The organism is Amazonocrinis nigriterrae CENA67, from assembly GCF_016056305.1.
Lineage (GTDB): Bacteria > Cyanobacteriota > Cyanobacteriia > Cyanobacteriales > Nostocaceae > Amazonocrinis > Amazonocrinis nigriterrae.
Map to the genome: position 1 here is coordinate 15,558 of NZ_JAECZC010000012.1, position 22,383 is coordinate 37,940.

At 38.4% G+C, this 22,383-nt stretch carries 17 protein-coding genes; all 17 read left to right on the forward strand.

All coding sequences use genetic code 11. The features are described 5' to 3' along the window. The first annotated feature begins 226 nt into the window (after positions 1-226). The 17 genes from I8748_RS09255 (at position 227) to I8748_RS09335 (ending at position 22,314) form a co-directional block, all read left to right on the forward strand. Positions 227-2,266 carry a polysaccharide biosynthesis protein gene (locus I8748_RS09255; protein WP_198124346.1) on the forward strand — a complete coding sequence of 680 codons (2,040 nt, stop codon included), beginning with the start codon at positions 227-229 and terminating at the stop codon, positions 2,264-2,266. A 123-nt stretch (positions 2,267-2,389) separates the two neighbouring features. Next, positions 2,390-3,661, forward strand: coding sequence for a lipopolysaccharide biosynthesis protein (locus tag I8748_RS09260; protein ID WP_198124326.1), 1,272 nt, complete (start codon positions 2,390-2,392; stop codon positions 3,659-3,661). A 26-nt stretch (positions 3,662-3,687) separates the two neighbouring features. Next, positions 3,688-4,800 (forward strand): glycosyltransferase family 4 protein, encoded by a 1,113-nt coding sequence (locus I8748_RS09265; protein WP_198124327.1) that lies wholly within the window; start codon positions 3,688-3,690, stop codon positions 4,798-4,800. Positions 4,801-4,999: 199 nt separating this feature from the next. Continuing rightward, positions 5,000-6,157 (forward strand): glycosyltransferase family 1 protein, encoded by a 1,158-nt coding sequence (locus I8748_RS09270; RefSeq protein ID WP_198124328.1) that lies wholly within the window; start codon positions 5,000-5,002, stop codon positions 6,155-6,157. 22 nt (positions 6,158-6,179) lie between these two features. Further along, the gene (locus tag I8748_RS09275) at positions 6,180-7,478 is read left to right on the forward strand and encodes an O-antigen ligase family protein (RefSeq protein ID WP_198124329.1); all 1,299 of its coding nucleotides are present in this window, start codon (positions 6,180-6,182) and stop codon (positions 7,476-7,478) included. A gap of 115 nt (positions 7,479-7,593) precedes the next feature. Next, on the forward strand, positions 7,594-8,772 hold the full coding sequence (locus tag I8748_RS09280) for a hypothetical protein (protein ID WP_198124330.1): 1,179 nt from the start codon (positions 7,594-7,596) through the stop codon (positions 8,770-8,772). 32 nt (positions 8,773-8,804) lie between these two features. Further along, positions 8,805-10,058, forward strand: a complete 1,254-nt coding sequence (locus tag I8748_RS09285) for a glycosyltransferase family 4 protein (RefSeq protein ID WP_198124331.1) — start codon at positions 8,805-8,807, stop codon at positions 10,056-10,058. A gap of 256 nt (positions 10,059-10,314) precedes the next feature. Next, complete coding sequence (locus tag I8748_RS09290) at positions 10,315-11,265, forward strand: NAD-dependent epimerase/dehydratase family protein (RefSeq protein WP_198124332.1); 951 nt, start codon at positions 10,315-10,317, stop codon at positions 11,263-11,265. 193 nt (positions 11,266-11,458) lie between these two features. Beyond that, positions 11,459-12,655, forward strand: coding sequence for a glycosyltransferase family 4 protein (locus tag I8748_RS09295; protein WP_198124333.1), 1,197 nt, complete (start codon positions 11,459-11,461; stop codon positions 12,653-12,655). A gap of 193 nt (positions 12,656-12,848) precedes the next feature. Next, entirely contained in the window at positions 12,849-13,502 is a 654-nt protein-coding gene (locus tag I8748_RS09300) for a sugar transferase (RefSeq protein WP_225896367.1), read from the forward strand. A 65-nt stretch (positions 13,503-13,567) separates the two neighbouring features. Beyond that, positions 13,568-14,680: an aspartate aminotransferase family protein gene (locus tag I8748_RS09305; RefSeq protein WP_198124335.1), complete on the forward strand. Its 1,113-nt coding sequence runs from the start codon at positions 13,568-13,570 to the stop codon at positions 14,678-14,680. 72 nt (positions 14,681-14,752) lie between these two features. Continuing rightward, entirely contained in the window at positions 14,753-15,625 is an 873-nt protein-coding gene (locus tag I8748_RS09310; RefSeq protein WP_198124336.1) for a phytanoyl-CoA dioxygenase family protein, read from the forward strand. Positions 15,626-15,703: 78 nt separating this feature from the next. Beyond that, positions 15,704-16,777, forward strand: a complete 1,074-nt coding sequence (locus I8748_RS09315) for a peptidoglycan bridge formation glycyltransferase FemA/FemB family protein (RefSeq protein WP_198124337.1) — start codon at positions 15,704-15,706, stop codon at positions 16,775-16,777. Between the two features lie 94 nt (positions 16,778-16,871). Then, positions 16,872-18,407 (forward strand): Rieske 2Fe-2S domain-containing protein, encoded by a 1,536-nt coding sequence (locus I8748_RS09320; RefSeq protein ID WP_198124338.1) that lies wholly within the window; start codon positions 16,872-16,874, stop codon positions 18,405-18,407. 102 nt (positions 18,408-18,509) lie between these two features. Further along, a complete protein-coding gene (locus tag I8748_RS09325; protein ID WP_198124339.1) occupies positions 18,510-18,770 on the forward strand; it encodes a hypothetical protein in 261 nt (86 codons plus the stop codon). 28 nt (positions 18,771-18,798) lie between these two features. Continuing rightward, the gene (locus tag I8748_RS09330) at positions 18,799-19,965 is read left to right on the forward strand and encodes a DegT/DnrJ/EryC1/StrS family aminotransferase (protein WP_198124340.1); all 1,167 of its coding nucleotides are present in this window, start codon (positions 18,799-18,801) and stop codon (positions 19,963-19,965) included. A 135-nt stretch (positions 19,966-20,100) separates the two neighbouring features. Then, positions 20,101-22,314 carry a GumC family protein gene (locus tag I8748_RS09335; RefSeq protein WP_198124341.1) on the forward strand — a complete coding sequence of 738 codons (2,214 nt, stop codon included), beginning with the start codon at positions 20,101-20,103 and terminating at the stop codon, positions 22,312-22,314. The last annotated feature ends 69 nt before the right edge of the window (positions 22,315-22,383 follow it).

Genomic DNA, 22,383 nt, shown 5'->3' on the forward strand with positions numbered 1-22,383 from the left:
TAATTTTGAAACCAAACAACGTTTAGCTTGCTTGGGTAAATTTTAGTGGAATTGAGTTTAATTAAAAATGCCGTGCTTAATTTACCTCAAAATAGGTATTTCATAAAACAAAATTGACGTACTAATATTATTCAAAGCTATCAACTTTCATTTAATAGCTTTGAATAATGGTAAATTATTCGTAATTGAGATAATTCTGTAGATTGACATGGAGGTCTTTACAGTTGTGAATCTCTTATCCTTTACTCTTCACAAAATCGTTAAACAAGTGATTAATCGTTTATTGGGTAAATTGCTGAAGCTGAGAAATAGACATTTGTTTATTTGTGATATGATTGTTTTTTCAATCACACCATTCTTAGCTTTGCTTCTGCGTTTAGATGGCAATGTTGAGCCTCAAGAATATATCTTAGAATTAGGAATCGCAACAATACTGTTTTTAGCAGTCAAACTAACAGTATTTTGGAATTATGGTTTTTATAAGCGTTACTGGCGCTATGCCAGTATTGAAGAACTGATATATATAGCTATGTTAATGGTGGGTGCGGTAGCTATCCAAACCATGCTATTTGAGGGAATTGATAATACATTGTATCCAGTTATTGAAACATTGCCGCGATCGCTACCACTTCTTGATGGGTTACTTTCTTGTATTTTCATTGGCGCACTGCGTTTCAGTTTTCGGGTTGTAGAAAGAGTCAACCAACGGCAATTAGTATTTAAACCACAGGAACGAGTTCTAATTGTTGGTGCTGGTAGTGCGGGAGTATCCCTAATTCAAGAAATGCAAAGAAATCCCCAGCTAGGGTTTCACCCTATTGCTTTCATTGACGACGATCCTCGGAAATTAAATGTATCCATTCGTGGGATTATTGTAGTAGGCGATCGCTACAAAATTCCTGATGTTGTCCAATCTCTACATATCCAGAAAGTGATCATTGCCATGCCTACAGTTACTGGTAAAGTCATTCGAGAAATCGTCGATATTTGCAAAGCTACTGGAGTCCAAACTAGCACCTTACCTGGAATACATGAAATTCTCAATGGTCGTGTGCGGGTAGATAGTATTCGGGATGTCAGGATAGAAGACTTACTCAGACGAGAACCCATACAGACAGAGATTGAACGAGTATCTCAATTTCTCAACGGTAAAACAGTATTAATCACAGGTTCAGGTGGGTCAATTGGTAGTGAACTTTGTCGTCAAATATTCAAATGCCATCCTGCCAAAATCATACTGATTGGACATGGAGAAAATTCTGTATTTAGCATTCAACAAGAACTAGAACAACTTGTCCAACTACTCAAAAAAGATGGCACATCCCTGAGAAACATTCCTCATATTTACACTTTTATTGCTGATATTCGGTTTAAGTCTAGATTAAAACATGCTTTTGAGCGATTTCAACCAGATGTGATTTTTCATGCTGCGGCTCATAAGCACGTCCCCCTAATGGAATTAAATCCACCAGAAGCAATTACCAATAATGTGATTGGTACAAAAAACCTACTAGAACTCGCACTAGAATACGATGTCAAACATTTTGTCATGATATCCACTGACAAAGCAGTTAATCCTACCAATATTATGGGAGCTAGTAAAAGAGTTGCCGAAATGTTAGTTTTGCAAGCTGCTAAAGAAAGTGGAAATCATTATGTTGCTGTGCGTTTTGGCAATGTTTTGGGTAGTCGTGGTAGTGTAGTTCCGACTTTCAAAAAACAAATTGCCACAGGTGGGCCAGTAACCGTTACCCATCCCGATATCTGTCGTTATTTCATGACTATTCCCGAAGCAGTTCAACTTGTTTTACAAGCAACAGTCCTTGGTCGTGGTGGTGAAGTTTTAATGCTGAATATGGGTGAACCTGTAAAAATTGTTGACCTAGCCGAAGAACTAATTCGCCTTTCGGGGTATGAAGTCAACAAAGACATTGACATTGTATTTACAGGTTTAAGACCTGGAGAAAAGTTATTTGAGGAACTTTTTGTTGAAGGTGAAGAGTATGAACCGACCCAACATAAAAAGCTATTAGTTGTCAAAAATGCCAGCCGAATTATTCCAGATAACCTAGCTATAACTGTAGAACAATTATGTACGGTAGCAGCTAAAAATGATGCAAATTCTATCTTATTTTTGCTAGCACAAGTAGTAGCAGGATACAAACCAAAATATTTAGAAAATAATCTGGCAATACACGCCACAACAAATAGTGTAGTTCTCACAAATTCAAATATAAATGTTTTGGCAAAAGGCACAATCAGTTAGACATAGGGGAGCAGGGGAAGCAGGGGAGCAGGGAAAGATGAGGAAGAATAAATAACCAATTCCCAATTCCCAATTCCCAATTCCCAATTCTCAATGCCCAATTCCCAATTCCCAATTAAGTGTATGCAAGAAAGTAAGGCACTAACACTACGTCGCAACTTTTCCTGGACATTCATTGGTAATGCTGTTTATGCAGGTTGTCAGTGGGGAATGCTTGTAGTTTTGGCTAAACTCGGTAGTCCAGAGATGGTAGGGCAATTTACCTTGGGACTGGCGGTAACAGCTCCCGTTATTATGTTTACAAATCTCCAACTACGAACTGTCCAAGCAACAGATGCCAAAAAACAGTATTTTTTCAGCGATTATCTAGGTTTAAGACTAACCTCGGTAGCCTTAGCACTGCTGATTATTGTAGTCATCAGTTTATCAGGAGGATATCGGTGGGAAACATCTCTAGTTATTTTATTAATTGGTTTGGCAAAGACATTTGAGTCTATTAGCGACGTATTTTATGGGTTAATTCAGCAGCACGAACGCATGGATAGAATTGCAGTGTCGCTGATGATTAAGGGTTCTCTATCACTGCTACTACTAGGCATTGGAGTATATATATCCGGTAGTGTTTTGTGGGGTGCAGTTGGGTTAGTTTTTGCTTGGGCTATTGTGTTGTTTAGTTATGACATTGGTAGTGGTCTGTTAATACTCAAGCAGAGGTCAAAATTACAACCATCTTGGCAGCTGAAGACTCTCACAAACTTGGTATGGCTTTGTTTGCCTTTAGGATTTGTGATGATGCTAATTTCACTCAATACCAATATTCCTCGCTACTTTATTGAGCATTATTTGGGGGAGAGAGAACTAGGAATTTTTGCAGCTTTAGCCTATTTGATGGTGGCAGGAGGTATGGTAGTGAGTGCTTTAGGGCAGTCAGCTAGCCCTAGACTAGCCAAGTATTATGCAGTAGGAAATTACATAGCTTTTCGCACACTCTTACTCAAGTTGGTAGGAATAGCTGCTTTATTAGGTGGAACTGGTGTCTTAATAGCTGTAATTGGTGGACGGCATGTCCTGACTTTTTTATATAGACCTGAATATGCTGAACAGACCAATCTATTTACTTGGTTGATGGTTGTTGCTGGCATTAACTACATATCGTCTTTCTTAGGGTATGGAATGACGGCTGCTAGGTACTTTCGGATTCAAATGCCTTTGTTTAGTACTGTAGTAACTATCTCAGCCATAGCTTGTCTATGGTTGCTACCAAGAATGGGATTGATAGGAGCAGCGATCGCACTAATTATCGCAGCAATTGTACAAGTCGTTTTCAGTTCAGTAGTAATTATTCATGCTCTGCATAAACACCCCCAATCTATTAAATTAATTGAAAATAAGTAATATCTTTTAAGCAAGGATAAACCACTATGGTAATTAAAAGGATTTTAGTCACAGGTGCTAGTGAATATATAAATCGCCGTCAAGGTTTATTTCAAGCAATGTCTTTATACTTTGAGCGTGTAGAATGTCTGCCATCGGGTGAATTATTTCAATTCAAAGTATTAGATATACTAGCTAGAGGCTATTACAACAAAATCTTAGAACGTATTTCACCTAATACAGCTGATAGATTTGCGAAAAATCAAAAGACGTTTATCACTAGATCACGTAATACAGAGCGTAAAATTAGGCAACTAGAATATGTTCCAGATTTAGTATTTCATGTCTTTTGTATGTTTTGCCCCTTTTGGGATAAATTTGATATCCCTTATGTGATTTATTTAGATTACACGATGGGTTTAGCTAAAAAAAATTGGTCTCCTTGGGCACCTTTTAAGGACGAAAAAGAATTTACTGATTGGTTAGACTGTGAAAAAGTAGCTTATCAACAAGCTACTCATATTTTTACTTTGGGTAATATTGTCAAGAAATCCTTGATAGAAGACTATGGAATCCAATCTGAAAAAATTACTGTTGTTGGTTCTTCAAGTCGTTCTCAAAAACTTTATCAAGGAGAAAAGAGTTTCGGGAGCAAGCAAATTTTATTTAATGGTTCAGAATTTGAAAGAAAGGGTGGAAGCTTGGTTTTAGCAGCATTTAGGCAGGTAAAAAAAGTATTACCTGAAGCCAAATTAGTAATTATCGGCGAAAAATTAGCGATCCGTGAAAATGGTGTTGAGAATCCGGGATATATTTCATCAGCAGATGAAAAGCAAAATCTTTTTCTCAAATCAGATTTAGTAGTAGCACCTGCTTATTGTGAACCTTATGGTTTGTTTTTAGTAGAAGCTTTCAATTATGGAGTTCCCTGCATTGTTTCAGATAATGATGGGATGCCAGACATTGTTGATGATGGAGTAAATGGTATTGTGATTCCAGAACCGACTGCTGATATTTTGGCTGTAAAAATTATCAATTTACTGAGTAATATTTCTATGTTAAAAGCTATGTCATTAAATGCACAACACAAAGTCAAAACTCAATTAAACTGGGATGTAATAGGTAAGAAAGTATCGCAAGTATTAGCTACCATCAGTTAGTAATAAAAAATTAGGTTAATGATAACTAGATACTTATTCTTATCTTGAGCTAAAGCTAAATTAACGAAAAAACGAACCCCCAATACCCTACTGGCTCACCACTACAGTTTTATGCGTGAGGCAAAAAAAGATTTATGAAAGAGGTCTATTTTTTATGCACTGCAAAGCGCCATGAGTATATAGGGAGAAAAATAAAATCATGACATTAGGTGACAAATCTTCAATACGTATCCTTCATGTTGTTGGGGGAATGAATCGGGGAGGGATTGAAACTTGGCTAATGCACATTTTGCGACACATTGATCGCGATCGCTTCCACATGGATTTCCTAGTTCACACAACCCAGCCCTGTGCTTACGATGAAGAAATTCGTGCCCTTGGTAGTAAAGTTATTCCCTGCCTTCATCCATCACGACCCTGGTTCTACGCTAACAATTTCAAACGTATACTAGACGAGTATGGTTCTTATGATATTGTTCACAGTCATGTTCATCACTTTAGTGGCTATGTTCTCCGTCTAGCACGGCAAGCAGGTGTACCTATTTGCATAGCCCATTCTCATAACGATACATCTTTAAAAGAAGCTGTTGCAGGATTATATCGACAATTATATTTAATCTTGATGAAACGGTGGATTACTCAATATGCCACCTTGGGCTTAGCAGCTAGCCGTAAAGCAGCAGTTAATCTATTTGGTTCAAGCTGGCAAACTGACAAACGTTGGCAGACGTTTTGCTGTAGCATGGACTTGCTGCCATTTCACAACCAAACTGATCGGCAAGCTGTTCGCGCTGAGCTAGGTATACCCCCAGAAGCTTTTGTAATTGGTCATGTCGGCAGATTTGAGCAACAAAAAAATCATCAGTTTTTGTTAGATATTGTCGCAGAGATAGCTAAGCAAGAAACAAAAATGCACCTCTTACTAATAGGTGACGGATTATTACGCCCAGATATAGAACAGAAAGTCATTCAGATGGGCTTAGCAGATCGTGTCATCTTCACTGGTCTTCGTCCTGATGTACCCAGACTCATGTTAGGAGCCATGGATATATTTCTGTTTCCGTCCTTGCACGAAGGTCTAGGATTGGCGCTAATCGAGGCACAAGCTGCAGGGTTAGTCTGTGTATTCTCAGATGTTGTTCCCGATGAGGCAGATGTAGTTAAACCTCTAATGCAAAGAATGTCCTTATCAGAATCAGCATCCACCTGGGCAAAGACGGTTTTGGCTGCAAAAGCATCAGCTGCAACTATCTCTCAAGCCAATGCTTTACTTGCTGTAGAAAAAAGCCCTTTCAACATTGAAGTAGGTGTGAGAAAGCTAGAAAAAATCTATCAGACAAGTCTATCCAAGCAATAAAATAAATAATTTTTCATAATTTATGTTAGAACTACCATTTTGGTTAATTCTTCTATCTTGGTCGTTTTTACCTTCCACCCAAACTTCTTTGTTCACAATTGAATCTATACCAATTAGTCTCAAAGATTTATTAATTATTCCAATAGCTGGTTTCTACTTTTTACTGCAAGTGAAAAACAAGCATCCGATTAATACTCGTTTAAAACATTGGCATCATTACTTACCTCTATTCACAGTTGTTTTGCTAATTTATGCAGCAACATCTATACAATGGAGCGGCATGGATAAAAGCAATTGTATGGCAATGCTTTACACACTAGTTTTGACAGGTTCAGCATGTTTGCTTGCTTATTATTTAATTGCAAAAATTAAATTTACATCACTGCATTCTTTTTTATGGAGACTAACTATTTTTGTGGCATTAGTAGGGTTATTATACACAGCACAGTCCTTCTTTTCTTTGGGATGGACAACCCTCAATGATTCCCAAGGAAACGATTTCGGTATACAGCGAGTACGCGGGCCTTTGTTTGGTTCCACCACTGGATATTTTATGTTAGTGCCAGCGTTAGGATTTGCTATTGATGAAATACTTCAAAATCCAAGCAAACGTTTATTAAAACTCAGCATTGTTTTCTCACTTTTACTGACTATTATCAGTTTAGGCTCACGTAGTGCGTTTATACTTCTTAGTGTTTTGCTTACATGTTTAGTTCTGTTTATCAAAAACAGAAAGTATGCTGTTATTTCTTTAGCGATAGTGTTAATTGTGACGACATCTACAATGTTACTCTTTTATTCCAGAGCTAAGACAGATCGTCTTCAGTCTCTAGAAGATACAAGTCGTCAAGATACATACTTAACATCTTTTCAAATAATTGAAAATCGTAGCGAACTAACTAATATTTTTGGTTCTGGTTATGGTTCTTATTGGCCTTGGTATATTCCTGATACTCAAAATCCCCGTGAAACTGGTCAATATTTTGATTTAGTATGGAATCCTTATGGCTCTCTTTTATACCATCCTCATTCTACCTTTCTCTTATGTATTGTTGAATTAGGACTTCCTGGCCTAATTTATTTTGCATTTATATGGTTTATTCTAGTTAAGCTCTTATTTGAAAATTTTAGAGGCGCACGATATCCAATTTTCTTTTGTGCAATTTTTACATCAGGTTTTTCAATGTTTTTTGATTTTTTTCTTTTTAAGGCTACAACAGTTAGTACCCTATGGTGGATGTTCTTATTCGGTGCTTTATGTTTGAATTATGGTGTTAGTGCATCTCAGCGGCAACATAAAATTATTAGCTATCAAAGATAATTGTTGACAAGTAAATATATACTCCTAATTTGAAAGTTTTAAAAAAATGCGTAGGATAAATAAAAAAATCAATAAAAAACTTCTTTTAGGTTGCACCTTCCTCATAGTTACACTAATGATGCACTTGCTAATCAAGCCAGCAGAACCCCAATCAAGCACTAAGAAATTGATCGAGTACGGCTGGGATGCACCGACTCCTGAATTTTTTCAGCAGCATATTAAGCAGATGGAGAAATCTCCATTTGATGGCATAATTATTAAACTCGATGCGGGGAAAAAAGTATTTAGGAAAACGTCTTATCCAGAAACAGCTTTTACCCAAAACCGAAAAGACCTTGCTGCTACTACTACCTCTAAACTTACTAATAATTTCGTGTTGATGTGGTCAACTATGGAGAAAGGGTGGGACTGGTTCAACGATACTGATTGGACAACTGCTGAAAGCAACATTCGTAACTTTGCTAAAACAGCCAAAGTTGCTGGATTTAAAGGCATTGCCTTAGATCCAGAAACATACGGCGAGAGTCCTTGGTATTACAAAGATCAACTCCAACATGACAGCAAGACGTTTGAAGAGTATCAAAAGCAGGTACGAAAACGTGGTGCCCAATTTATGAGAATTTTACAAACAACGCAACCTCATATGGAAGTGTTCGCCCTTGGTCTATTGAGTTGGATGAAGGGTTTGCTAGCAGAGACAACTGACCCAATTAAGTTGCAGTCGCGACTCGTCAATGATGATTATGGGCTATGGCCAGCTTTCGTCAATGGGATGTTAGATGCAGTTCAGTCAGACTCCGATATTATTGATGGACATGAACAAGCATACTACTTATACCGTGCTGCTTGGTTTGATGGCATACGCGAGATTATCCGCAAAGATGCACGGGTACTTGTGGATAAAGTGAATCAGGCGAAATACGATCGCCACGTCAAGATTGGTCAAGCAGTCTATGTTGATCTCGTACTTGACCTGTTTGAAAAGCCTACAAATAGTACTGATAACAACTGGTATGGTGTCCGAATGCCACACTTTCTTTCACCCAATGAGCGACTAAAGTTGTTAGAACACAACACTTACCACGGACTCCGCACGGCAGATCAGTATGTGTGGATACGTAGCGAAAATATGGATTGGTGGCAGAATCGAATTCCCAAAGGTGCAGAAGACGCTATCCGACGCGCCAAAGCCAAGATTCAAAAAGGAGAATCACTCCAATTCAATATCGATTCTGCTATAGACAAAGCGCTGAAGAAGTGTAAGAAAATCGTGAAAGCCCCGTGGTGCAGATAGAGTAGGCAAATAAAAAATTGAGGAAATCATAAATGCGAGTTTTAGTTTCAGCACCAGCTCGTTTTGCCCTAACCAGTGACGGGAATCTATGGTCTCAAAGTGAGTCGCAAGCTTATAAATTGTGGAGCAGATATCTAAATGTTTATGATGAAGTTCATATACTTGTACGTGCCAAATTACATTTAACTCCACCAAGTGGATGGAAAAAAGTAACCGGGCCAGGAATCAAGGCGGTTCCAGTACCTTATTTTGTAGGGCCGTGGGAGTTTATCAAAAAATACATCAGCGTCAGAAAAACTATTAGTGAGGCAGTCAAAAACGCTGAAGCTATACAGTTACGTCTACCTTGCACAATAGGTTCAGAAGTTTGGCGTTTATTACCATCACTAAGACCATACGGTGTTGAGATTATTGCCGATCCTTACGATGTTTTTGCACCAGGTTCTGTCCAACATCCCTTGAGTCCGATATTCCGTCGGTTATTTTCTCACGAATTGAAGCAACAATGCTTTAAGGCACCTGCTGCACTCTATGTAACTAAAAAAGCTTTGCAGCAACGATATCCTTGCCCTAACTATACAGATGGAGTATCAGATGTATGCCTACCAAAAGAAATAGTCCTAAGTGCGCCCCGTCCTCTTCGTCAAGGAATTACGAGTTTTCGGCTAGTTTTTGTTGGTACAATGGCTCAACTATATAAAGCTCCAGATATCCTCATTAAGGCTGTTGCAGCTTGCGTACAAGAGGGTTTAGACCTGAAGTTAATTATGGTAGGAGATGGTAAGCATCGTACAGAATTGGAGGCGCAAGCAACGGCGCTAGGTTTGAAAGAACGTATTTATTTTCGAGGTCAACTTTCATCTAGCGATGCTGTTCGTGCTGATTTAGATCAAGCCGATTTATTTGTTTTGCCATCCTATCAAGAAGGTTTACCGAGGGCGATGATTGAGGCAATGGCACGGGGGCTACCATGCATCGGATCAACAGTGGGCGGCATACCTGAACTACTACCTCCTGAGGATATGGTACCTCCTGGTGATGTGACTGCTTTAGCTCAAAAAATTCGAGAGGTAGTAACTGATGCAGAACGTATGGCTTCCATGTCAGCTCGCAACTTAGAGACAGCTAAAGAGTATATAGATGAAATTTTGTCTGAGCAGCGCATCGCTTTTTATAAATATGTGCGTAATCAGACAGAACTTTGGTTAAACAAACCTGAGTTTGACAGACCTCTTCCTCCCGGCCTCCCTCTCCTACAAGGCGAGGGAGGAGTAACGAAAAAATAAGGGTTTTACTCCCCTCTCCTTGTAGGAGAGGGGTTGGGGGAGAGGTCGAAACAGTATTCATCGAACTTCTAAGAAAACGCAGTTTTCTTTCGCCATTCCCGTAGGTGCGCCTGCGTTGGAGACTCACGTTAAACAACAGTAATCAGCAGACTGTATTGCTGAAAAACTCGACTCCTTGGTGAATGTAGCAGTACTACTCCTAGAATAATTTGTGATTTGAGGTCTAGTTTGATAAACCTTACTAATTTCAGTATTTATGATTAAAACCATCGTTACCGGAGCCGCAGGTTTTATTGGTTCTCACCTTGTAGAAACGTTATTAAAACAAGGTCAAGAAGTTATCGGTATTGATGAATTCAATGATTACTATGACCCTGCTTTAAAGTATAAGAATATTGCCCATTTACAAAATTATCCTGGCTTTAATTTAATCACAGGAGATATACAGTTTTTAGATTGGCATATTCTTCTTAAGGATGTTGATGTTGTTTTTCATCAAGCAGCACAAGCGGGGGTAAGAGCAAGTTGGGGCCGAGGTTTTTGCGCTTACACTGAACGAAATATTAATGCAACACAAATTTTGCTGGAAGCAGCCAAGGATGCTAAACACTTAAAAAGGTTAGTATTTGCTTCTACTTCTAGTGTTTATGGTGATGCAGAAACATTACCCACCCACGAAAAGATTTGTCCACAACCTGTTTCTCCTTACGGAATTACTAAGCTAGCCGCTGAACAGTTATGTGGACTGTATTACAAAAACTTTGGTGTGCCTTTTGTAGCATTGCGCTATTTCACAGTTTATGGCCCCAAACAGCGCCCCGATATGGCGTTTCATAAGTTTTTCAAAGCTATTTTACAAGATGAGACAATTCCCATTTACGGTGATGGACAACAAACGCGGGACTTTACATTTGTGAGTGATGCGATCGCTGCAAATTTAGCTGCCGCTACCGTACCCCAAGCAGTAGGCGAAATCTTCAATATTGGTGGCGGTAGCAGAGTGGTTTTAGCAGAAATCTTAGACACAATGGCAGAAATCATTGGTAAACCAATCAAAAAGAACTATATAGAAAAGGCCATGGGAGACGCACGTCACACGGCTGCTGATGTGTCTAAGGCGCAGAAAATTTTAGGATATCAGCCGCGGGTTTCTCTCAGAGACGGCTTAACTCAAGAATGGCAGTGGATTAAGTCTTTGTATACATAAGTAGGTTGATGCGAATAAAGGTGACTAGTGAGGATTGTCAGTTGTTAGTTGTCAGTTGTCAGTTGTAAGAGTTTCAGGCATATTTACGTTTCGTAACATAGTCATGTTTATTTTTAGCTACCTACTTAATCACATCAGATATTTGGTATCTAATTACTGAGCAAAATCAAATCATTCTAAGTAGAGAAATCAAATGAAAATTTTGCATATTTGTGCAGTAGATGACACAGCACAAACACTTTTACTTCCACAAATTAAATATTTGTTGTCTCGTAATCTCCAAGTAGAAATAGCTTGTTCTTCAGGAGTAGAAACAAAAAAATTACGAGAGAAGGGATACATAGTTCATTCAATTCAAATTGACCGGAAAATTTCTTTGATTTCTAATGTGAGAAGTATTTATAATCTGGCAAGACTAATCCGGAATAATCAATATGACCTTGTTCATGTACATACACCAATTGCTGCTGTCTTAGGACGTATTGCGGCTAAAATTGCAGGTACTAAACGTATTGTTTATACTTCCCACGGTTTGCCATTCCACGATTTATCATCTCCAATACAGTATCGTTTTTACTTTACTGTTGAGAAACTCGTTGCTTTCATCACTGATTTGATTCTCAGTCAAAATTATGAAGATATAGCCACAGCAAAAAAATTAGGTCTTTGTCCATCAGATAAATTACGTTACCTGGGCAATGGAGTAGATACTTATCGTTTCCATCGCGATCGCCTTGATCCGAGCCATCAAAGCCAATTACGTAAAGCCCTCGATATTCCTGAAACTGCTAACTTAATAATTGGCACAATTGGGCGTTTAACTCGTAAAAAAGGAAGTGGATACTTAATTGAAGCCACAGCCAAACTACTACCTCAATTTCCTAATTTGCACGTTCTAGTGATTGGCAGTCAACTCAGCACAGACCCTGAACCTTTCCATACAGAACTTATAGAAAAAATTCACAAACTGGGAATTGAGCAACACGTTACCTTGACAGGTGAACGTCAAGATATACCAGAGATTTTGGGGCTTTTAGATATTTTTACCCTACCTACGTTTACTCATGAAGGATTACCCCGGTCTATTCTAGAAGCAATGTCAATGAATTTACCAGTTGTAGCCACAGATATTCGAGGCTGTCGAGAAGCTGTGGTGCATCAACAAACAGGTTTAATTGTGCCACCTCAAGATAGTAATAAGTTAGCTGAAGCCTTGGCAATACTCCTGTCTAATAATCAATTAAGGCAAGCCTATGGTAACGCAGGACGTGAGCGCATTGAAGCTGAATATGATGAAGAACTAGTTTTTAAAAGACTGGCAAGTTTCTATCAGAAATTAGGTATTCATTTAGATGAAACAAGTACCAATTTGGCAATTAATAATTTTTAAATGTAGCTATAATTAGCTAAGATTAACCACCCAAAATACTCTTCATAAAAATGGGTGTGGAATACGGCAATAGAGTTATCACTAATAGATAATTTGCTGTTTACCCTGCATACATTTCTGTAGGTAAATTTATTCCGTAACAATATCATATTGACTAGAGTTTTTTGGCTCACTCATAATGAGATATGTGTGTATGAATGCTAAAAATTTGCAAGTTAATCACACAAAATATAGCAGAGTAGTTAAGTCTGTCTTAGATAGAGTTGTAGCAGCGATCGCTCTGTTGATTCTATCTCCAGTGATGCTAATAATTGGGATAGCTATTTATTTCCAAATGGGTAGTCCAGTAATTTTTACTCAACCACGTCCTGGTAAAAAAGCTCGAATTTTTAAATTCTACAAATTCCGCACTATGACAAATGAGTGCGATGCTGAAGGCAACCTTCTTCCTGATGAAGAACGTCTCACAAACTTTGGGCAATTCCTGCGCCAAACTAGTCTCGATGAACTCCCACAACTTTGGAATGTCTTAAAAGGAGATATGAGTTTTGTTGGGCCGCGTCCTTTACTAGTAGAGTACCTCGACCGTTATACCCCTGAACAAGCACGTCGCCATGAAGTTGAACCAGGTATTACAGGTTGGGCACAAATTAATGGTCGCCGAATATTAGATGGATTATGGGAAAAGAAATTCAAATTAGATGTTTGGTATGTAAATAACTGGAGTCTATGGCTTGATTTCAAAATTCTTTTGCTCACGATATTGAAAGTTTTGCAACAAGAAGCAATTAGCCAACCAGGTCATGCTACAGGCGAAGAATTTAAAGGCAGTAAAACTGGACAATGAACTGTCACGCTTTGTTAGATGATGGCAATTAATCGCAAAAGCAGCTGTGTTTGAGGTAAATACACATGAAAAATCGATGGGAAGTAGGCTCGCAATTTGATTGGTCAAATGATATGGTAATGCTATCAGCGGCAAAAACTTTATTACCTGAATCTTACGAGTTATTTTCCACTGGCACAGCTTGCTTATTCTCTATGGCAACTCTGTTGCAACAGCACCAAATACATCGCTTAAGGCTGCATATACCATCGTTCTTATGTATGCATTTTGTAGCCAAACTCAAAACAGTTTTTGATGTATGTTGGTATCGAGATTTACCTACTCAAGAATCCCCAGATTTTAACACGCTTAATACTTTACCTGGTGATTTAGTACTAGCAGTTAATTTATTTGGCATCAGGCAAGGGAAAGTTTGGCAAGATTGGCTATTTCAGCATGATGATATTATCTTAATTGAAGACCATACCCACGATCCTTTTTCTTCTTGGGCGCAGCAGAGTACAGCTCACTATGCTATAGCATCTTTGCGAAAAACTCTGCCAATTCCAGATGGGGGTATTATCTGGTCACCGCAAAATATGAAGCTGCCCAAAGCTTCTTCTTCAAAGTCACAGGCTGCCGATAAAAGACTGACTGCAATGCTATTAAAGCGAGCCTATCTTAGTGGTGCCAATATCTCGAAAGATATATTTCGACAGCTAGAAATTGAAAGTGAGGAAGAATTTGATGATGAAACTAATTGTGTAGCTTCAACCTTCACTTCTGTGATATTGAGTTGCTTGAACATTGCAAAATTTAGGCAACTAAGGGAAACTAACATTAGACATTTTTTAAATTGGAGCTTAACTGAAAAGCATCCGAATTGGATGCCTCTGTTTAGTTCATGGCCTATCAGTTCTGTACCATTTAACAGTGTAATAGTTTGTCAAAGTCAAGACATCCGCGATAATTTACGTAAATATCTCATAGCTCAAAATATTTTTCCAGCAATTCATTGGTTACAAACTACACCAGACAAATCATCCAATGATCCCTTAGCAATAGAATTGTCAAATCGAATTCTGACAATTCCCACAGATCAACGTTATTCCTTGGATGATATTGCTCGTGTGGCAGCAAAAATTACTGATTTTTTTAAACAATCTGGCAAGCTGACTTACTCTCTGATTGGGAAGTAACTCAAGAAGTCTATTATATTTAGCGATCGCCCAATTATTTTCAAGCTTGGAAGCAAGGAGATTTGAGATTACATGAAAGCTTTAACTCAGCGTTTATCACAAGAGCAAATGGCTCTTTTACCAACAGATGAGGATGTTGCTTTTTATGAGGAACACGGTTGGTATATTTCTCAAAAAGTGATTCCTGACGAAATTATTGATGAAGCAATTTTGGGTAGTGAAAAATTTTATCGTGGAGAACGAGATGCAACTCTTCCCTACAAAACTGGTTATAGTGATTGGCAACCTGGAGATGGGAACGCTGTACGCAATAATCAACATGTTTCTTATCGTAAGAAAGAACTACGTAAGCTCTTGCACCCAATGATTGGGGCGATCGCTGCTAAACTAGCTAGGACTAGAGGAATTCGGCTGTTTGAAGATACGCTAGTTTACAAAGCACCAACAATTAATGAAGGTGAGGGGGTAGTTGGTTGGCATACTGATTACTCTTACTCTTCTAACTGCACCTCTAATAAAATGCTTTCTGCTTGGATTCCCTTCCACGATACTGATGTTTATAGATCACCATTAGTTGTAATTGATGGTAGTCATAAATGGTCAGGTACTGAACATATGCGATCATTCAATAATCAGAATCTTAAAGAGATAGAAAACACATTTGCTCAAGAAGGGCGAAAGATTGTGGAAGTACCCATAATTATGAAAAAAGGTCAAGTTAGTTTTCATCATAGTTTGACTATTCACGGTAGTTATCCTAATCACAGCAATTTACCCCGCTTAGCATTCGCTTTATATTTACAAGATTATGACAACCGATATCAACCTTTCTGGAATAACGGAAAACAAATTCATCACTTTCTTGACCGTATGTGTCGCAAACTGCCAAACGGCTATCCAGACTATAGCGATCCAGCAATATTTCCTGTTTTGTGGACAGAGTAATAGGGAGATTCATCAATTAATTTGATTAATGATGAATTTGTGTGAGAAAGTTCTGTTACTTCAATAAGGATTAAACTAATGAAGACTCAAGTAATTGATCTATCAAATCCCTTATGGATGGAAACACTGCATAAAATTAGACATGATGTTTATCAATTACCGGAGTATATTTTATTAGAGAGAAGTAGAATTAAAGGCATTCCCGAAGCGATTGTTATAACTGATGGTGACAAAATATTTTTCGTGCCTTATTTGCTGTCGAAATGTGATGATGTCGTTGATGAAACGATTATAGAAACTTTTGACATTAAGTCTCCTTATGGCTATACAGGAATTTTATTAAGCGAAGCAGCTGTGAATACGCCTGGTTTTCCTGATTTAGCCATGAGTGAATTTAAGCGTATATTATGTGACAAGCGTGTATGTTCAGCTTTTATTAGATTACATCCAATTTTAAACGAAAACTTTTGTGATATTTTTCAACCAAATACATTTTTAGTCAATGGAGAAACTGTTTCTGTTGACTTAAGAATCTCTGAGTCTCAAATCTGGACAAATACCAGGAAAGGTCATAAAAGCACAATTAATAAATGTAAGCGATTGGGAATGATCCCAAAAATGGTTAGTATCGAAGAATATCTTGATGAATTTACTGCTATTTATCAAGAAACTATGGATCGAGTTGATGCTACCGAAGGATTTTACAGCTTTGATTTTACATATTATTACGAAATGTATAAGGCGTTAGGAGAAAAACTGCATTTATGTATTGTTGAGTATGAAAATGAGGTTGCCTGTGTTGGCTTATATACAGAAGTTTGTGGCATAGTACAAAGTACTTTGGGGGGGACTAAAAATAAGTTTGTTAGCTTATCTCCTAGCACTTTAGAAACAGATTTTGCTCGATATTGGGCTAAGGAACGTGGCAATGAATTTTTGCATTTGGGAGGTGGAGTTGGTGCGTCAAAAGATAGTGTTTATGCATTTAAAGCTGGTTTCTCTCAACTCAAGCATAATTTCATGACACTACGGTTAATTTTAGATGAAGAGAAATATCGTTATTTAGTTGAATTACGGGCAAAATATTTAAATATTCCACCTGAAAAAATGATGGAATCAAAATTTTTTCCTGCCTATCGTTCTCCTCATTAAGGAATAACTAACAAGCAATTATCTAAGATTTGTACAAAACTGTAGACCACCAAAAATAAGCAAATTTAACTGATGAATTATTAGATAAACAACTATGAAGATTACTTCTCTTGGTCACGCAGGTTTAAAAGTAGAAACAAATAATATTACATTACTTGTAGATCCGTGGCTATCTCCAGAAGGAGCATTTCTGGCGTCATGGTTTCAGTATCCCAGTAATGAACATTTGGTGACACCCGCATTACTGCAACCAACTGCGCTCGCTATTTCTCACGAACATTTAGACCACCTTGACCCTTGGTTTTTAGCCCAAGTACCGCCAGAGACACCCATCATTATCCCGCGCTATCCCTCGCCAATTCTCAAGCAGAAAATTACTGCTACAGGTTTAAAAAAAATTATTGAAGTGCCGCAGTGGGAAACAGTACAACTAGGGGAAGAAATCAGTATATTTTTTGTATCAGAAGAGTCACCCATGAACCAGGATTCTGCTGTGGTGATTGTTGGTGATGGGGAGATATTGCTAGACCTCAATGATGCGCGGTTGTCAGTAGCGCAACTTTGCAGCATCCGCACCAAAGTAGGTGGAGTAATCGATGTGTTAGCCTTGCAAGGGGCTGGAGCTTCTTGGTATCCTATGTGCTATGAATATTCCCCAGAGCGCAAACAAGAACTTTCCCAGCGCAAGCGCATAGCTAAATTCAGTTACCTAGAACGAGCGATCGCATCTGTAAAACCAGTAACAGCCATTCCCTTTGCTGGGCCTCCTTGCTTTCTCGATCCAGAACTGGCTGCAATTAATTCGGAAATGGAAAATGGCATTTTTCCAGACCAACAGCAGGTAGTAGACTGGCTGCATCACCAGGGTGTGCATAACACTGAGATTTTGTTGCCTGGAGATGTATTCGATGTCACGCAAGAATCTAAAAAGGCCGATCCCATCTGGAGTGATTTTTCATTTAGCGATCGCAACTCTTACATTGAAAATTATGCCCAGCAAAGAACAACTCACATTGCTAACCTCAAAGCTCATTATCCAGAACCTAAAAAATCTCTTTGGGAACCATTTTGCGAATATTTCCAAAGTCTTTTAGCAATGAATTCCTACTTCAACCAAAAAATTGGGATGAGAGTTGGGTTTGATATTACAGGAGCAGGTGGTGGAAAATGGGCAGTGGATTTTCGACCGGGTTGGGAAGGCGTATATAACGAGATAGGAGAATGCAGCTACGGTTATCGTTTTGCATCAAGATGGCTTCCACCCTTATTAGATGGAAAGTTGCTTTGGGAAGACTTCTTTTTATCTCTGCGATTTGTTGCTTGGCGCAATCCAGATATTTACAACGACCATCTTTTAGGATTACTGAAATTCGCTTCTCCCCAATCTTTACAAGCTGTAGAAGATTATGAAAATTCAATAGATGCTCAACAGCAAATTACGATTCACTCTGAGGGACAGACTTATAAAGTACAGCGCTACTGTCCTCATGCTGGCGTTGACTTACAAGAAGTAGGCGAGATTTTACCAGGAGGAATTCTGCGCTGTCTTAGTCATCATTATGAGTTCGACCTGGAGACAGGAAAATGCCTTAACGGTAAATGTAAGTTACTTAATACTAAGCGGATTTAGGTTATGCAACTGAACTATTTATGCTGGCAATATCGTTCAACGTAATTTGTAAAAATTGCAATAACGTCTATAGATAGGACTGCTTATCTTGAATATATTCATATGACTACCGAGGCATTAGCAAACTACATCAGTCATGGATTAACCTTTGAGTTTGTTCAAGCTTGTCGTCGTTCCGGTCAAATTTGTGAAGTTGTCCATAGCCCACATATTCCTGAAGATCCAGGATTAATTGCCTACAAAGAAGCAATGGGTTTTCCAGTCGTACAAATTCCAGCCAAGGTTGAGATGAATCCCGTGATTAAAAATTTCCTGCGTTGGAAATATCCACACAAACACTATCGTTTTACCGGACGCTACTAAATTTATATTTTCTATAACTTAAGCTACAATGACAAAACCAATTCTCCTTTCAACTCCTCATATAGGAAAGCAAGAAATAGAATTCGTCAAAGAAGCTTTTGATACTAACTGGATTGCGCCAGTAGGGCCACATGTAGATGCTTTTGAGCAAGAATTCTGTCAACTAACTGGGGCTGGTTATGCTGCTGCTGTTAGTTCTGGAACAGCAGCTTTACATTTGGCTTTACGATTAGTAGGTGTAGAGTCTGGGGATGAAGTTTTTTGCTCTACTTTGACGTTTGTAGCTACTGCAAATCCGGTGGTTTATTTAGGGGCAAAACCAGTATTTATCGATAGCGATCGCATATCCTGGAATATGAACCCCCAATTGTTGCAAGAAGCTTTAGAACACCGCGCCCGTATTGGCAAATTACCCAAAGCTGTGGTAGTTGTACATTTATATGGGCAAAGTGCAGATATTGAGCCAATTCTCAAAGCTTGCGATCGCTACGATATTCCCTTAATTGAAGATGCAGCTGAAGCTTTAGGCGCTACTTACAAAGGACATTTTCCTGGCACTTTCGGGCGCATTGGCATTTACTCCTTCAATGGTAATAAAATCATCACTACATCTGGTGGGGGAATGTTAGTTTCCCATGATGCAGAATTAGTGAAAAAAGCTCGTTTCTTAGCAACTCAAGCACGTGATTTAGCTCCCCATTACCAACACTCAGAAATTGGCTATAACTATCGCCTTAGCAATGTTTTGGCTGGCATTGGTCGCGGTCAATTATGTGTTTTGCATGAGCGAGTTGCAGCTAGACGGCATAACTTTGAAATTTACCAAAAGACTTTAGGAAATCTGCCAGGCATAGAATTTATGCCAGAAGCTATTTATGGGCGTGCAACCCGCTGGTTAACTTGTTTAACAATCGATCCAAAAGCTTTTGGTGCTGATAGAGAACAAGTCCGCATTGCACTTGCCAAACAACAAATAGAAACTCGTCCGGTGTGGAAACCTTTACATCTCCAACCTGTGTTTTCTGAGTGTGAACGCATCAAAGGAACGGTGGCTGAAAATTTATTTACATACGGTCTTTGTTTGCCTTCCGGATCAAATCTTACAACAGAAGATTTAGAGAGAGTTATTAATGCAATTACTGAAATTCACTATGAGAGTGAAAAATATCAATTTTCTCTACACCATCTTAAATAGTTAGCTTACTCAGCCAGAGAGAGTAGTTTCGGGGGTAGAGGAAGCAGGGGGAAGAAATCGTACTACTTCAAACTGCAACTTAGTATCAGAAAAATTATTTTCCAAATTCAATTCCTCAAAAATAAACAGGTAATTATGGAATCCCAAGAAAACTCTTTACAAGCAAATAAATATTTGCAAATTTGGAAGCGACGTTACATACCTGCCATAAACATCTTTTTCTCTGTATTATTGCTTTCAATTATGGCTGCGTTTGTGCTGCAAAAGCCTTCTTATGTAGCAGAAGCAAAACTACGGTTTCAAAGAAATAATGCAACTTCGACATTAACAGGAGTAGGAACAGAAATCGGAAAGTTAGAACCAGTAGTGGAGGATAATCAAATTAATCCTCTCAATACAGAAGCAGAAGTTATACGTTCTCTCCCTGTTGTGCAAAAGACTATCAGTATACTCCAGCTTAAAGATAATAGTGGTTTAATCATAACACCTGAAGACTTTTTGGATAATTTGACGGTAAAAAATGTCAATAAAACAGATATTTTAAGTATATCTTATAAAGATACCAATCCAGTCCAAGCTGCAAAGGTTGTTAATGTTCTGATAAAAATTTATTTAGAGCAAAATGTAAATTTACTCAGAATCGAAACAGCAACAGCCCGCAAATTCATTGAAAAACAACTGCCAAATGCAGAAGCAGTTGTTCAACAAACAGAAGCAGAATTAGCCAGGTTTAAAGAAAGGTATCAACTTGTTTCTTTACAAGAAGAAGTAACTCAGTCTGTGGCAGTCATGGGAGAGTTACAAAAACAAATGAGTGATGTTCAATCTAATCTTGCCAATGTTGATGCACAGTCTCTAGCAGTTCGCAAGCAATTGGATATGAATTCTCAGCAGGCACTCATGATGGCTTCCCTTAGCCAAACTCCAGGGGTGCAAGATATTCTTAAAGAAATCCAACAGCTAGAATCACAACTGGCAGGTAGGCGGACTGTTTTACAAGATACGCATCCACAAATCATAGATTTACAAGAGAAATTAAAGTCTTTAAATGGGCTATTGCAACAGCGGGTTAAAATAGTTGCAGACACAAGTCAACCACAATTCAATAACAACATGCAACTAGGAGCTTTGCAGCAACAACTTGCTGCCAAGCTTGTGGAATTAGAGTCTAATCGTTTGGGTTTGGCAAACCAAACTGCTACTTTATCAAAGTTGCAAGCTGCTTACAAGGAACGCTTGAATATTATGCCAAAATTAGAGCAATATCAACGACAGTTAGAACGTAAATTACAAGCTGCTCAATCTACTTACTCGCTTCTGCTACAAAAGCTGCAAGAAAGTCATATTGCTGAAAATCAAAATGTTGGTAATGCTAGTATCATATCTCAAGCTGAAGTTCCAAACAAGCCAAGCTCTTCACGTTTATTGACCTATTTAAGTGCTGTTTTATTGGCTAGTATAGCAAGTTTTGCTACTATATATCTGTTGGAAGCAAAAGATAAATCTATTAAGACTGTTGATGAGGCTAAAGAATTACTAGGATTGACTTTATTAGGAGTAATTCCTGTTGTTGGCAAGTTGAAAAAATATATTGGTAGCGATGAAAAAGCAGAGTCTTATAGCCAAAGGCTTATTGTTAGGGATGCTCCGCGATCGCCTATCAGTGAAGCTTACAGAATGCTCAGGGCAAATCTCAAGTTTATCAGTGCTGATAATGAATTAAAAGTGATTGTTGTCACCAGTTCTGTACCCACAGAAGGTAAGTCAACTGTATCTGCTAATTTAGCTGTGGCAATGGCTCAAACGGGGCGTAAAGTTTTACTAATAGATGCAGATTTGCGCCGTCCAGTTCAGCATAAAATTTGGGAACTGATGAATAGTAAAGGTTTGAGCAATTTGATTATTGGGCAAGCTGAAATCACAACAGCTGTCAAAAATGTGATGGATAATTTGGATGTCTTGCCTTCTGGAGTATTGCCTCCTAATCCAGGTTCTTTGTTAGACTCGCTACGAATGGCAACGTTGATGGAAACTTTTGCTAGCAAATACGATTTTGTAATTGTTGATGCTCCCTCAATCAATGTTGCTGCTGATGCTGCTACTCTAGGTCAAATGGCTGATGGTGTTTTGTTTGTGGTTCGTCCGGGAGTAGTTGATTCAGTGAATGCAGATTTTGCTCAAGAACAGTTGAAAAAATCTGGTCAGAATGTGTTGGGACAGGTAGTAAATGGTGTGATTGTGAATAACGAACCTTACAGCTACTACTATTATTATGAGGAAGAGCGATCGCACCTCACTACTACAGGTGTGAACAATACAAAAGCGGTGGCTGGAAGCAGTAACAATTGAAATGCACCCCACCCTCAACCCACTCGTGATAGGTTAAGGTAAAGTACATTTTGTCAATCAGTTAAAATA

What these genes read in the sequence shown, in the direction of transcription:
- I8748_RS09260 (WP_198124326.1), top strand. Translation starts at nt 2,390, where the DNA reads ATGCAAGAAAGTAAGGCACTAACACTACGTCGCAACTTTTCCTGGACA.
- I8748_RS09265 (WP_198124327.1), top strand. Translation starts at nt 3,688, where the DNA reads ATGGTAATTAAAAGGATTTTAGTCACAGGTGCTAGTGAATATATAAAT.
- I8748_RS09270 (WP_198124328.1), top strand. Translation starts at nt 5,000, where the DNA reads ATGACATTAGGTGACAAATCTTCAATACGTATCCTTCATGTTGTTGGG.
- I8748_RS09275 (WP_198124329.1), top strand. Translation starts at nt 6,180, where the DNA reads ATGTTAGAACTACCATTTTGGTTAATTCTTCTATCTTGGTCGTTTTTA.
- I8748_RS09280 (WP_198124330.1), top strand. Translation starts at nt 7,594, where the DNA reads ATGATGCACTTGCTAATCAAGCCAGCAGAACCCCAATCAAGCACTAAG.
- I8748_RS09285 (WP_198124331.1), top strand. Translation starts at nt 8,805, where the DNA reads ATGCGAGTTTTAGTTTCAGCACCAGCTCGTTTTGCCCTAACCAGTGAC.
- I8748_RS09290 (WP_198124332.1), top strand. Translation starts at nt 10,315, where the DNA reads ATGATTAAAACCATCGTTACCGGAGCCGCAGGTTTTATTGGTTCTCAC.
- I8748_RS09295 (WP_198124333.1), top strand. Translation starts at nt 11,459, where the DNA reads ATGAAAATTTTGCATATTTGTGCAGTAGATGACACAGCACAAACACTT.
- I8748_RS09300 (WP_225896367.1), top strand. Translation starts at nt 12,849, where the DNA reads ATGAATGCTAAAAATTTGCAAGTTAATCACACAAAATATAGCAGAGTA.
- I8748_RS09305 (WP_198124335.1), top strand. Translation starts at nt 13,568, where the DNA reads ATGAAAAATCGATGGGAAGTAGGCTCGCAATTTGATTGGTCAAATGAT.
- I8748_RS09310 (WP_198124336.1), top strand. Translation starts at nt 14,753, where the DNA reads ATGAAAGCTTTAACTCAGCGTTTATCACAAGAGCAAATGGCTCTTTTA.
- I8748_RS09315 (WP_198124337.1), top strand. Translation starts at nt 15,704, where the DNA reads ATGAAGACTCAAGTAATTGATCTATCAAATCCCTTATGGATGGAAACA.
- I8748_RS09320 (WP_198124338.1), top strand. Translation starts at nt 16,872, where the DNA reads ATGAAGATTACTTCTCTTGGTCACGCAGGTTTAAAAGTAGAAACAAAT.
- I8748_RS09325 (WP_198124339.1), top strand. Translation starts at nt 18,510, where the DNA reads ATGACTACCGAGGCATTAGCAAACTACATCAGTCATGGATTAACCTTT.
- I8748_RS09330 (WP_198124340.1), top strand. Translation starts at nt 18,799, where the DNA reads ATGACAAAACCAATTCTCCTTTCAACTCCTCATATAGGAAAGCAAGAA.
- I8748_RS09335 (WP_198124341.1), top strand. Translation starts at nt 20,101, where the DNA reads ATGGAATCCCAAGAAAACTCTTTACAAGCAAATAAATATTTGCAAATT.